This is a genomic window from Marivirga tractuosa (assembly GCF_042140215.1).
In the GTDB taxonomy this organism is placed as follows: domain Bacteria; phylum Bacteroidota; class Bacteroidia; order Cytophagales; family Cyclobacteriaceae; genus Marivirga; species Marivirga tractuosa_A.
In genome coordinates this window covers 4,477,052-4,491,206 of record NZ_CP159478.1, presented here as the reverse complement: position 1 = coordinate 4,491,206, position 14,155 = coordinate 4,477,052, and the positions used below count along the sequence as shown (strand labels likewise).

Below are 14,155 nucleotides of genomic sequence, written 5' to 3'. Positions count from 1 at the left end.
TGATGAAAAATTTTACAAAAACAGTCTTGGCCATCCTAATTTTCGGTTTTGTAATGTCCTCTTGCGGTGGGGAAGAAATTGATGCTTGTGTAGGTGCATCAAGCGATCCTATATCTTATAGTGAAGTCTGTCAAGAATGTTGTGAGAACAATGGTTATAAGCGAGGGATCACATCCACTTCGGGAAGAAATAGAACTTGTAAATGCAGTGGTGATCCCGATTAAAAGCGGCATTAGCTGTCATAACAATAAATTAATTTTCAGAATGAAATTAAAAATGTTATGACAACTTAACTTTATAATCACATAACTCCCTGAGCTTTCATCGCATCGGCCACTTTAAGAAAACCAAAAATATTAGCTGCAGCTAAATAGTCATGTTGGTTCAAATCGTATTCTTCGGCTGTTTTTACGCAATTTTCATGAATATTTTTCATGATGTTTTTTAATTTTTCGTCCACTTCTTCTCTCGACCAATAAACACCTATTCTATTTTGGCTCATTTCCAATCCTGAAACAGCCACACCGCCAGCATTTGTAGCCTTGCCTGGAGCGTATAAAATTTCAGATTCGCAGATGATATCAATAGCCTCAGGAGTCAATGGCATATTGGCTCCTTCTGTTAGTAGTTTTATACCAGTTTTTTTGAGGTTTTCAGCATCCTTTTTATTGATTTCATTTTGAGTAGCGCAAGGAAAAGCACAATCAGCTTTAGTTTTCCATAAAGGATTATGGTCTTTTTCACTATCTACTTCTTCATATTTAGCATCGGGGTATTTTTCTAGATATTCTGAAATTCTGCCTCTATTAATATTTTTAATTTGCTTAATATGTTCTAGTTTTTCGGTGTCAATTCCTTCTTCATCTATAATGTATCCTGAAGAGTCCGAAGCCGTAATCGGTTTAGCACCTAATTCAATTAATTTTTCTAAAGTAAATTGAGCTACATTGCCAGAGCCCGACACAATGCATTTTTTGTCCTTCAAACTATTGTCAATTTTTTCCAACATATATTGAGAAAAGTAAACTAGCCCATAGCCTGTAGCCTCTGGTCTGATTAAGCTACCGCCCCATTCTCTGCCTTTTCCAGTAAGGACACCCGTAAACTCATTTTGTAATTTTTTATAAGTACCGAACAAATAGCCAATTTCTCTTCCACCAACCCCTATGTCTCCAGCTGGTACATCTGTAAAATGGCCTATATGGCGATATAACTCACTCATGAAAGCTTGACAAAACCTCATGATTTCGTTATCTGATTTTCCTTTAGGGTCAAAATCGGCTCCTCCTTTTCCGCCTCCTAATGGCAATCCAGTCAATGCATTTTTAAAGATTTGCTCAAAAGCCAGAAACTTCAAAATACTTTGATTAACCGAAGGATGAAACCTTAACCCTCCTTTATAAGGCCCTAAGGCACTATTCATCTGCACACGGAATCCTCTATTAACCTGAACTTCGCCATCATCATCTAGCCAATTTACCCGAAATGAAATCAAACGCTCGGGTTCCGCCATTCTTTCTAACAACTTCAGCTTATGATATTCAGGATGTTTTTTAAAAACTATTCCGATTGAGGAAATAACCTCATCAACTGCTTGAATAAATTCTGGCTCGTTGGGGTTTCTCTTTTTTATTTGCTCTAATAATTCGTTCTCAGACATAAAAATTAAGTTGAAGGATTTTGGATTATTAAATATGGGAAAAATTATTAAACCAAACAGATTCTGTGTACGTTTGTTGCTCTTATATTTATTATTTTGGATTTAAATTGAAATTCCTCAGAAAATATATCGCATCCAAAACTGGTAAAATAGTTTCTTCTGTTATACTCATTTCTATTTTGCTTAATAATATTTTAATACCTGAAATGGAGCGTTTCAATCCAAATATGGCAATTGAGAATAATGCTGCTGGTCTTTTGGAGATTTTGGTCGAAGATGCTGTAAATTCAGATTTATTTGAGACCGATGAACATGATGATAGTTCAGATAATTTAGTAGATGGGATTCAGAAATTTTTGAATACCACCTTAAATTTAGATTTAACTCATGTAAAAAATAATAGAAGTAAAAATCAATCTATATATCCTATTTTTAGATTAGCCAAGGGGTATCAATTGCTTGATACACCACCACCCAAATTTCTGTAAATCACTTTCTAAAAATCAACTATTCTGTTGATCAAAATTATTTAATAACTCTATTATTCAGGGTTTACTCATTTAAATTATTACAACAATGATTTACAATAAATCTATAGCTGTAGTTATAGCAATACTATTATTATGCTCAATAAATTCTGCTAAGTCTCAAGAGGCAGATAATGATAATTCGGAAAAAGCATTAAAAATTGAACATGCAGAACCACTCTTTATTGATCTTATTCGAGATTTAGGGGCCAGAAAAGGAGAAAGGGAATGGAATGTAGGCTTAGGAATGTTCGATCGTTTAAATTATGATAAGTACGAAGCCTTGGTAGAATACGAGTGGGCTGTAAAGGACAGGTTGGGTTTGGAAATTGAAGTACCCGTATCCATTTATACTTCAAATGGTTTGGAAGCATCAAATGGTTTGCGTCCTTCCAATCGAATTGAATCAATTAAAACGGCATTTCAGTGGACATTTTTAGTGTCCGAAAAAATGAATACTTCCATGGCCATCGGTGGAATTAATGAGTTTGTTTTTACTGCCTTAGAAAGTATTAGCAGCAATTCAGTTTTTGAAGGAGATGTGGTGAATCCATTTCTAATTGCGGCAACCAACTGGAGAAATGGATTTCATTCATTAATTTATACTGAACCAAGACTATTTATTCCTTTTAATAATGAATTGGAAAGTGAATTTGAATATGAAATCAATACTAGTTTTCATTATATGATACCTAATACACGTAATTTTATTGGAGTAGAGTTTAATAAAACTCTTGCGGCAAATGATTTTGATATGACTATCAGGCCTCAAATGAGAGTGTCTATTTCTAATAATTTGCTAGTTGGTATTGTGGGAGGAATACCTATAAATAGAGAAAGAGAACGCTTAAGCAGTTTCATAAGGTTGATTTATGAACCTGGCCATAAACACAAATAAAATTCAATTTGGTCTGGTTTTTGGTTTAAAAAAATAAATCAAAAATCAGACCTATGAAAAAGCTATCTTACTTTTTACTGATTGTTATTTTTATTTCTTCCTGCACCGATAGTGGAAGATTAGAAAGAAGAGAAAATCGAATTGAAGGCGGTTGGTATTTTGACCGTGCTTTTTATAAAGGGGATTTCGCTCTTTTTAGAGAAAATTTAATGGATGATTATAGAGGAGATGAAATCACATTTTATGACGATGGATTTGCTGAATACTATGATGCTTCATTAGATGCATATTTCAGTGGTGATTGGTTTTTAACACTTCATAAAACCCAATATCACGATGGAAATGAAAGAATTTATACACTAGATATGGAATTCTTTGATCATATCCACCGTGAAAAATTTAGTTTTTACAGTAATGCTACTAAAATTGGTTTTAACAACTTGAACTTAGAAGTTTATGATGATCATGGCTTCTACACATTCAAACTGAATAAAGTGGATTAATAAAATTACTTTAATTTTTCCTTCAAAAACTGAGCAGTATGATTGCCCTTTATCTTAGCCATATCTTCAGGAAGTCCTTCAAAAACAACTTTCCCGCCTTTTTCACCGCCTTCAGGCCCTAAATCAATAATCCAGTCGGCTGTTTTGATCACTTCCATATTATGCTCAATAATAATTACTGAATTGCCCTGCTCGATTAAAGCATTAATGGATTCTAATAATTTTTTAATATCGTGGAAATGCAAACCAGTTGTAGGCTCATCAAAAATAAAGAGGTTATGATCATTTTTTAGACTTCCTCCTTTACCTAAATAGGATGCTAATTTCACTCTTTGCGCTTCTCCACCACTTAATGAATTGGAAGATTGACCTAAGCGAATATAACCTAAACCTACATCAAAAAGGGGCTGTAGTTTATTGATGATGGGATTATTACCAGCGAAGAATTCTAAGCTTTCTTCTACCGTCATATCCAGTACGTCTGCTATGTTTTTACCTGAGTAGTTAATTTCAAGAATCTCATTTTTGAATCGCTTACCTTTACAACTTTCACAGGTCAGTTCTATGTCTGCCATAAACTGCATCTCAATTTTCTGGATGCCTTCTCCCTGGCACATTTCGCATCTTCCACCATCCACATTGAAACTGAAAAAGGCAGGTTTATAGCCTCTTTGTTTGGCTAAAGTCTGATCTGAAAATAATTGTCGAATGGCATCATAAGCCTTTACGTAAGTTACTGGATTGGAGCGAGAAGATTTTCCAATAGGGTTCTGATCCACGAATTCAATGGATTTTACTTTTTTATAATCACCGTCCAGCTTTTCAAATTTCCCTGTGCTTTCCGTGCTGCCTTGACCAATCATTTTGGCTAATGCTGGATTCAAAATCTTTTTAATCAAAGTAGATTTACCAGAGCCACTAACTCCAGTCACAACCGTCACAACCTCTAAAGGAATTTTCACTTCTTTAATATTGAGGTTGTTTTCTTTAGCTCCTTTTATGGAAATGCTGTTTTTCCATTTTCTTCTGCTTTTCGGAACGGCTACTTCATTGCTTCCATTTAAGAATCTTGCAGTATGGGTATTATCAGCCTTTTTTAATTCATCCAAATTTCCCTGGAAAACCAAGTTTCCACCATGAACTCCAGCATCAGGTCCAATATCGATAATTTCATCGGCTTCCAGCATTACTTCTTCTTCATGTTCTACCACGATGACTGTATTACCCATATCTCTTAAGGATTTCAATACTTTAACCAATCGAGCGGTGTCTCTTGGATGCAAGCCAATAGAAGGTTCATCCAAAATATACATGGATCCTACCAAAGCACTTCCCAAAGAAGTAGCCAATTTTATCCGCTGAAACTCACCACCTGAAAGAGAGGAAGTTAATCTATTGAGCGTGAGGTAGCTCAAACCTACTTCCATCAGGTATTCCAATCTATTATTGATTTCCTTTAGAATTCTTCCGGCTATTTTTTGCTCATTTTCAGTGAGTTTTATGCCACTGAAAAATTCAATTAATTTATCAATTGGCTTTAAAACCAAATCAATAATAGATGCATCATTGATTTTCACATAACCTGCGTCTTTTCTTAAGCGGGTACCTTTACAATCTGGACATACGGTTCTTCCTCTGTAGCGAGAAAGCATAACCCTATATTGAATTTTGTGCATTTTCGATTGCAAATGATCGAAGAAATCATTCAATCCTTTAAAGTATTTATTGCCTTCCCAGAGTAATTGATATTCTTTTTGAGAAAGTTCTTCAATCGGACGGTGGATAGGGAAGTCAAATTCAATTCCATGTTTTAATAAGGGCTCAGCCCATTTTTTCATGGTTTCGCCTTTCCATGGCGCAATAGCTCCTTCATAAACTGAAAGTGTTTTATCCGGGATCACTAAATCTTCATCGATTCCCAATATTTTTCCGAAACCTTCACAAGTTCTGCAAGCCCCATAAGGATTATTGAAACTAAATAAATTGATGGAGGGCTCTTCAAATTGAATTCCGTCCAATTCAAAACGATCATTGTATGCTTTTTACCATCTGATTCTACATAATCAATGATGCATTCTCCATGTCCTTCGAAAAAAGCGGTTTGAATGGAATCGGCTATTCGGAACTGATTGTCTTCATCCTCTTTCTGAACTGAAGTCCTATCAATTAATATGAATAAATCTTTTCTCTTCAAGGATTGATTTTCCTCTAAGATATCTTCTATCTGTAAAACCTCATCTTTGTATACAACTCTAGTATATCCCTTACTTAAAAGTAATTCTAGTTCTTGTTGTAAAGTTCTTCCTTTAGGAACAATCAAAGGAGCTAAAATCATGAAACGTTCACCTTCCTTATGTTGGTGAATTTCATCTGAAATACTGGTAACAGTATCGCGTGTTACTATCTTCCCAGTTTTAGGAGAGTAGGTGACTCCAATTCTAGCGAAAAGGAGTTTCATATAGTCGTAAATTTCTGTAGTCGTGCCTACTGTTGAGCGAGGATTTCGGGTGTTTACTTTTTGTTCAATGGCAATTGCTGGAGAAACCCCTCTTATATAATCGACCTCTGGTTTTTCCATTCTGCCTAAAAACTGTCGGGCATATGAGCTCAGGCTTTCTACATACATTCTTTGCCCTTCGGCAAATAAAGTATCAAAAGCTAATGAAGATTTTCCTGAACCAGAAAGTCCTGTAACTACGACTAATTTATTTCTTGGAATGGCAACGCTAAGGTTTTTTAAATTATTAACCCGGGCACCTTTAATGATGATATATTTTTTAGGGTCAAGGTTTTCAAAATCAACTTGACCATTTAATTTTTCGACTACTTCCATAAGCTTACAAAGATAAAAGGCTAACCCGAGAAAAAGGAATTTGTTGGGTGGATAAGTTAAATGAATTCTTACTATAATTAACAGGATAGAGAAATGAGTATAGCTTTGCTGATCAAGATTATAATTTTCATGAAACTAATTAATTATTTTTTATTAATATAGCCCTTTGTAATAGCCCATGTTTTCAAGATAAGAATGGATATTAATCAAATGTATTGGGTTGATTTAATCAACATTGGTTTTTTAGGTATAATGTTTTTTGTTCTGTTGTATGCCCTTGGTGTTTACGCATATGAAAAAAAAGCAATTTATTTCTATTATTCTCTCTATATTTTTGTGCTTGGAATTTATCTGTTTTCAAGATCTGATTTTATATATAATAATATCACCAGTGAAATAGAAGCGTATTTCCCCAGAATAAATTTTTATATATCTGATACCTTTCAATACATAGCCCATTTTGCAGCTCTTCAATTTGGGATGCTATTTTTAAATGCAAAAAAGGATTATCCTATTTTCTACAGAGCTGCCTACTATGTCAGAATCTTTTTTTTGGTATCCATAATACTTTCTATTCTTAATATTACTACCGTTAATAATGAGTTCTTTAATGATTGGCTGTCATATATCGAGCGGACAATTGCGACTATTGCTACCATCTATATGCAAATAGTAATTTTAGCACAGGCCAAGAATAAACTTGTGATATTTTATATGGTTGGATCCATATTATTTTTAGTTGGAGCTGTAGTATCTGTTTTCGCTTTGGATGTAATTTACATGCGAATTGGTACTCTTTTAGAAATTCTATTGTTTTCTTTAGGTTTAGCATATAGGTCTAGCCTGATTCAAAAAGAAAGAAATATATTTAAGGAGCGAATGATTTCTGAAATCCAAGAGAAGGAAGAATTATTGAATAGATATAATGAAGATCTAAAAAGGCAGGTATTAGAACGAAGTGAAGCCCTCATAAACGAGCAGCAACTTTTTGAAAAGGAAAAACAAAAGGTTTTGAAACTTTCACTTGAAAAAGAAATCGATCGTGTAAAAATGACCGCATTAAGAAGCCAAATGAAACCTCATTTTCTGTTTAATGCATTAAATGCGATCAGAGCATTAATCATTAAAAATGATGCACATCAAGCCTATGATTACCTAACTGATTTTTCGCGCTTGGTAAGATATATTTTGGAGAGTAGTGAAAACGAATATGTAAATCTAAGAGAAGAATTGAAGATGCTTAAAATTTATGTGAGAATCGAGCGAATGCGTGCTGATAATAGTTTTGAGTATATTGTTGAGGTAGATGATGCAGTTAATATAAATGAGGTAAGCATTCCTCCATTAATTTTACAACCTTTTTTGGAAAATGCCATAGTGCATGGGGTTGATAACTCTAAACAAGACCAATTAATAAGTCTTAATATAAGCTTAGCCTCTAATTCTCTAATTAGGTTTGAAGTCCAAGACAATGGGAAAGGAAGGAATAAAGAAGATAATGAAAATAAATTTGCTGAACTGGGTAAGAAAAAATCTATGGCGGTCGATCTTACACAAAAACGTTTAAATTTGTTAGATAGCAATCAAGCAAAATTGGAAATAAAGGATCTCTATTTGGAAAATGGAGCATCAGCTGGAACAAAAGTAATTTTATATTTACCTCTAATTATTGATGGAAAGAAAATTGAGAGCAATTATAATTGATGATGAACTTCATTGTCTAGAGACTTTAAAGTTTGATCTCAATAGGTTTTGTAGTGATGAAATTACTATTGTAGGCGAGGCTCAAAATTTAGTAAAAGGTATGGCTTTGCTTATTTCCGAAAAACCAGATATACTCTTTTTGGACATAGATTTACCAGAAATGAATGGATTGGAATTTTTAGAAACAATAGGTGATTTTAATGTTAGAGTCATTTTTACTACTGCACATAGCAAATATGCCATTCCAGCTTATAAATTTAAGGCAGAAGCCTTTTTACTAAAACCCATTGATGCATCAGAGTTGAAAGAAGTTGTTTCTAAAACCTTCCTTGAAATATATAAAGAACAAAAGCATTTTACTAATGAAAGATTGGCCATTAATGATATGCATGGCACAACCTATATTCCGTATAACCAAATAGTTGCCTGTGAATCCAATAATAATTATTGCATCATTCACCTTAAAGATGGAACTATCAATACAGTTAGTAAAACGTTGAAGTTTATTGAGCAGGCTATTAATTCAAATACCTTTCTAAGAATTCACCAATCTTATTTAGTAAATACAGAATTTATCAATAGATACCTTAAAAGTGACGGAGGTTCATTAGAAATGATGAATAAAAAGATTTATCCTATCTCAAAAAGCTATAAAGAAAAGGTTAGTAATTTTTTACAGTTTTAAATTGCTACTCATCCAACCTAACTGCTTACTAACTGAAACCTAATGTATACTATTTCTAATTTGTAGAATACTTATTTTAGCTTTATAATTGCTATATATTTAGAAAAAATTGTATTAATAGTAGTTCAGAGTACAATTTGAGAATCTAAATAGAGTTAACTAAACCAAAAAAAAATGAAAAACTTAAAATTATTCAACAAATGGACTGTGTTTTTATTAGCACTAGTATTTACACTTGCTTGTAAGGAAGATGAAGAGCCAGATAAGGGTGATCCACCAAGAGCAAACGCAGGAACTGACATTAACGCTTTTGTGGGAAGTAATGTAACATTAAACGGTAGCAATTCATCAGATCCGGAAGGTGGGGCATTAACTTTTAGTTGGCAACTAACCCAAACTCCTACGGGAAGTAGTGCAAGTTTATCTAATGCATCTAGTGAACGGGCAACTTTTGTTCCTGACGTAGCGGGTGATTATACGGCTACACTAACAGTTGAAGATCCTGATGGAAATACTGCTACTGATGATGTAGTGATAGCTGCAGAGGAAAACGTGAATGAGGCACCGGAGGCGATAATCACTGATTCTAATAATCAATCTATAGCTCCAAGTAATGATAATAACGTAATTAACGTGGGTAACACTTTCCAATTAACAGGAGCTAATTCAACTGATCCAGAGGGAGATGATTTAACTTATTTGTGGGAAGTTACTGCTGCACCAGCTAATAGCGTTCCAACTTTAAGCAATGCAGAAACGGCTAATCTAGATTTCACTGCTGATTTACCAGGTGAATATACAATTACCTTAACAGTTGATGATGGGAATGGTAATGAAAGCATCGCAGAGGTGACGATTGAAGCAGAGGTTCAACCAGTAATAATTGATGAGAATTTTGATGAGAATTCAACCTTAGAGAATATTTACGATGATTCAAGCTTACCAGATTATAGAGTTGTGTCAGATATCGCTATTAATGCTTTATTAACTATCAATCCGGGTGTGAAGATTGAATTTGTAGAAAATGTTGGGTTTAATGTGTCAAGTGAAGGTTCGCTTTCTGCTATAGGTACAGAAAGTGATAGTATCATTTTCACTGGATTAAATGAAACTCCTGGTTATTGGAAAGGCTTATATTTCTCTGATTCAGAAAGTAATGCTAATGAGTTGACTTATTGTAGGGTTTCATATGGTGGTAGTACAGAGTTTAACAGTACTATAGGCAAAGGAAATATAGGTATAGGCTATTTTTTAGGCTCTTCAAATTTAAAGGTAAATAATACATTAATTAGAGATGCAGATGGTCGTGGAATTACGTTAGATTATCGTGCAAACGCACGTTTTCCAGAGTTTACAAATAATGTAATCAAAAATAATAATGGGACTGCTATGTATATTTCTATATTGGCAGCAGGCGATATAGATGGAAATACAGTAATTGAGAATAATCAAAAAGATGCGGTTGAAGTTTTCACAGCTTCTAGTAGTGCTTCAGTTTCTGAAGATGCGAATTGGTCGGCATTAAATAATGACATACCTTATCATATCAATGCTAATATAGATGTTAATGCTGAATTGACTTTAGATGCTGGTGTTATTTTAGAATTTGGAAGTGATAATTATATGCGTGTAACTTCTACAGGCACCCTAATTGCCATAGGAACTGAGTCTGAACCAATTCTTTTCTCAGGTATTAATAAAACCTCTGGTTTTTGGAGAGGATTATACTTTGTTGATACCAATAATGTGCTTAATGAACTTAATTATGTGACTTTAGAATATGGTGGGTCTACTGAGATTTCTTCCACAATAGGGAAATCAAATTTAGGAGTTAGTTATTTTTTAGGAACTTCAAAACTGAAAATAAATAATGTGATCAGTCGAAACAGCGATGGGTATGGTTTATCGATGGATTATCGATCTGATGCTGAGTTTCCTGAATTTACCAATAATCAGTTCATCGATAATAATTTGGCAGGAATAAAAATTGATCCTGAACAAATAAAATATCTTGATAACACCTCTGAGTATCTTGAAGGCAATGGTAGTGACTATATTGAAGCTTTCAGTCCATCATCATCTTCACTTGAAAATGATATAACTTGGAAAAATGTAGGAGCTCCAATTCTTGTGGATGGAGAAATTGTTATAGACGGAAATCTTACAATTGAACCAGGTGTAGTACTGGAATTTGAGGCAGACGAAGGTTTTAGAATAAATGGTAGTATGAATGCTGTTGGAACAGATTCTGAAAGAATTGTATTCACTGGTAAAACAAAAACAGCAGGAGCATGGAAGGGAATTCAATTTTTTGCCACAGGTAATGTGGGTAATAAGCTGCAATTTGTGGATATCTCCTACGGAGGTAGCACAGAATATAGTGTTGAAAAAGCAAACCTAAATGTTCAGGATTTTACAATAGATTCATTTGTAGATGTACAAGATTGTAGAATTACGAATAGTGCAGGATATGGAATTGCAATTGCATCGGGAAGTGGAGTAACTCCGGCAACTTTCGAAGCGGATAATACTTTGTCAGATAATGCCCTCGGCAATGTTTTTCAGGAGTAGTTTATAAATGATTTAAAATGGTATCTGTGATTTTATCGCAGATGCCATTTTCTCTTTAATAGAGGGTTAAAATTCATTCAACATAGTCTTTAGCCATTGTATTTAATTTAAAACAGGAAATATTTTCCTTTTGAGGTGATTTTTGTTTCAGGCTTGGTCATAATCTGTAGTCTTCAAGTATAGACAAAGAAGTGCCATTTAAAAATAGGAGGTTTTAGAATTAGACAATATTTTCAATAATTTTTTAAAAAATGTGACCCAGTAAGGAGAAAATTGGTGTATAGCATTATGAAAGGAAAAAACTATATCTAAACAATTATGAAAAACTTAAAATTATTTAACAAATGGACAGTGCTATTAATAGCACTAGTATTTACACTAGCATGTAAAAAGGATGATGAAACTACTATAGGTGATCCACCAACAGCAGAAGCAGGAACGGATATTAATGCTTTTGTAGGTAGTACCGTAACGCTAAACGGAAGTAATTCATCAGACCCAGAGGGTGGAGATCTAACTTTTAGTTGGGAATTGACACAAAGCCCAACAGGAAGTAGTGCAGGTTTATCTAATGCTTCAAGTGAACGAGCTACTTTTGTTCCAGATGTGGCAGGTGATTATACCGCATCTTTAACAGTAGAAGATCCTGATGGGAATACCGCTACTGATGATGTGGTGATAAGTGCAGAAGAGAATAATAATGAAGCACCAGAAGCAATCATTACAGATGCTAATGGACAGACAATTTCACCAGACAATAACAATAATGTTATAAATGTAAGCAACACTATTGAATTATCAGGAGCAAATTCTTCGGATCCGGAAGGAGATGATTTAACCTATTTATGGGAAGTGACTTCGGCTCCAACTGATAGTGAGCCAACTTTAGCAAACCAAGAGACAGCTACACTTGAATTTACAGCGGATTTACCAGGAGATTATACCATTACCTTAACAGTTGATGATGGAAATGGTAATCAAAGTACAGCTGAGGTAGCAATTGAGGCTGAGGTTTCACCGGTTGAGATAAATGCCAATTTTGATACTAATACAACTTTAGAAAATTTATATGAGGACCCAAGCTTACCTGATTATATCATTACAAGAAGTATTGATATAAATGCAGAATTAACAATTGAACCAGGTGTATTCATTCAAGTAGTTGAGGATGCTTTTGTTGAGGTCGAATCAGAAGGAGTTTTAAAAGCAGTAGGTACTGAAAGCGATAGTATCAAGTTTACAAGTTCCAATATTGCAGGTAATATAAAATGGGGTGGATTAATTATACATTCAGGTAATGTAAACAATGAATTAAGTTATACAGAAGTATCCCATGCTGGAAATTCTAGATTATTTTATACTAATGGGGCAAGTCAGTTTGGAAACATAGGAATCACTGATAATGGGAAATTGAGTATTAAAAATTCAACAATATCGAACAGTTTAGGTCAGGGTGGATATGTAATTTCAAACGGACTTGTTGATTTCGAAAATAATGAATTCAAAGATAATGGTGATTATGCATTTTCCATTCCTTTTAACATGATTGGAAAGATAGATGGCAACACAAATGTCGCTGATAATGGCAATAGGAATTATATAAGAGTTTTTCAGTCCACTATGACTGATGACCAAAGTATTGTTGCTTTAAAAAATGATCAAAGTTTTAGAGTATCTGGTGATATAACCTTAGAGAGTGAATTAAATATTGGTGCTGGAGTTAAGATGGAGTTTGATCAAGATGAGTTTTTTACAGTTGAAACAACTGGATTGCTAAAAGCTGTTGGAACATCGGATAATAAGATAGTTATGACTTCCTCAAATATCTCAGGTGGCCTATATTGGGGAGGGTTATTAGTAAAATCAGGAAATGCTCAAAATGAATTAGATCATGTGGAAGTTTCTTATGGCGGTGAATCAAGAATGTTCTACACTGAAGGTGCGAGCAGGTTTGCAAATATCGGTATAGAAGCAACTGGCCAAATCTCTATATCAAATTCCTTAATTTCAAATGGAAAAAGTGAAGGGATATTCGCAATGGAGAATTCTATAAATACTTTTTCTAGTAATGAATTTATAGACAATAACGATTATGCTATGTCCATAAATTTTGATGAGATTGGTAAAATAGATGCGAATACTAGTTTTTCAGGAAATGGAGATGATGGTGTGAGAATATATATTGGAGATATGAGTAAGGATCAAACCATAAATAATTTAAATGGCGATGCCTATTTTATATTTACAACAGACGTAGATGTGGAATCTGATTTAGAAATTAGCGAAGGAGCAGAATTGAGATTTGATCAAGAAAGAATATTTACTGTAACATCTGACGGTTCTATCAAATCAGTAGGTAGTGATTCTAACCCAATTAAATTTACCTCCTCAAATGTGTCTGGTAATATAAAGTGGGCTGGGATACTAATTAAATCGCAATCTGCACTTAATGAATTTAGGCATACTGAGATTTCCTATGGTGGTTCTGATGGTCAAAGACTTGAATATATTAGTGGTGCGAGCAGATATGCCAATATTCTTGTGAGTGAAGGAAAATTAGATATTTATGACTGTACATTGACTAATAGTGATAATGAAGGTTTGATTGTTCGATCTGGAGATGTGGTAAATGGTATCGATAATACAGATGCTAGTGCAGTAAGTACAGTTGAAGCTGAAAATTCATTTTCAGCTAATGGAGGAGATAATGTTCAGTTTCTATAATTGAAATAACACACATTTAGCCAACTCTTAATAATTGGAAAATGAATTCT

General features: G+C 33.9%; 9 protein-coding genes and 1 pseudogene. 8 read left to right on the top strand and 2 right to left on the bottom strand.

Features of this window, described 5'->3' with window-relative positions:
- Positions 1–2 precede the first annotated feature (2 nt).
- On the top strand, positions 3–224 hold the full coding sequence (locus ABWH96_RS19990; RefSeq protein WP_375579256.1) for a hypothetical protein: 222 nt from the start codon (positions 3–5) through the stop codon (positions 222–224).
- Positions 225–301: 77 nt separating this feature from the next.
- Here ABWH96_RS19990 and gdhA read toward each other — a convergent pair whose 3' ends face one another.
- Positions 302–1,660: an NADP-specific glutamate dehydrogenase gene (gene gdhA / locus ABWH96_RS19985; RefSeq protein ID WP_375579255.1), complete on the bottom strand. Its 1,359-nt coding sequence runs from the start codon at positions 1,658–1,660 to the stop codon at positions 302–304.
- Positions 1,661–1,767: 107 nt separating this feature from the next.
- Between gdhA and ABWH96_RS19980 the strand changes: the two genes are divergently transcribed.
- The 3 genes from ABWH96_RS19980 to ABWH96_RS19970 all read left to right on the top strand — a co-directional run bounded on the left by ABWH96_RS19980 (position 1,768) and on the right by ABWH96_RS19970 (position 3,588).
- Entirely contained in the window at positions 1,768–2,148 is a 381-nt protein-coding gene (locus tag ABWH96_RS19980) for a hypothetical protein (RefSeq protein WP_375579254.1), read from the top strand.
- Between the two features lie 88 nt (positions 2,149–2,236).
- Positions 2,237–3,085 carry an HAEPLYID family protein gene (locus ABWH96_RS19975; protein WP_375579253.1) on the top strand — a complete coding sequence of 283 codons (849 nt, stop codon included), beginning with the start codon at positions 2,237–2,239 and terminating at the stop codon, positions 3,083–3,085.
- A 53-nt stretch (positions 3,086–3,138) separates the two neighbouring features.
- Complete coding sequence (locus ABWH96_RS19970; RefSeq protein ID WP_375579252.1) at positions 3,139–3,588, top strand: hypothetical protein; 450 nt, start codon at positions 3,139–3,141, stop codon at positions 3,586–3,588.
- Positions 3,589–3,593: 5 nt separating this feature from the next.
- Here ABWH96_RS19970 and uvrA read toward each other — a convergent pair.
- Positions 3,594–6,421 (bottom strand): annotated as a pseudogene (gene uvrA, locus ABWH96_RS19965) (excinuclease ABC subunit UvrA).
- A gap of 195 nt (positions 6,422–6,616) precedes the next feature.
- Between uvrA and ABWH96_RS19960 the strand changes: the two are divergent.
- From ABWH96_RS19960 to ABWH96_RS19945, 4 genes are all read left to right on the top strand, one after another.
- Entirely contained in the window at positions 6,617–8,125 is a 1,509-nt protein-coding gene (locus ABWH96_RS19960; RefSeq protein WP_375579251.1) for a sensor histidine kinase, read from the top strand.
- Complete coding sequence (locus tag ABWH96_RS19955; protein ID WP_375579250.1) at positions 8,094–8,810, top strand: LytR/AlgR family response regulator transcription factor; 717 nt, start codon at positions 8,094–8,096, stop codon at positions 8,808–8,810. The genes ABWH96_RS19960 and ABWH96_RS19955 overlap by 32 nt, the downstream gene beginning before the upstream one ends.
- A gap of 174 nt (positions 8,811–8,984) precedes the next feature.
- Entirely contained in the window at positions 8,985–11,381 is a 2,397-nt protein-coding gene (locus tag ABWH96_RS19950; protein ID WP_375579249.1) for a PKD domain-containing protein, read from the top strand.
- Between the two features lie 318 nt (positions 11,382–11,699).
- Positions 11,700–14,105: a PKD domain-containing protein gene (locus tag ABWH96_RS19945; protein WP_375579248.1), complete on the top strand. Its 2,406-nt coding sequence runs from the start codon at positions 11,700–11,702 to the stop codon at positions 14,103–14,105.
- Positions 14,106–14,155 lie beyond the last annotated feature (50 nt).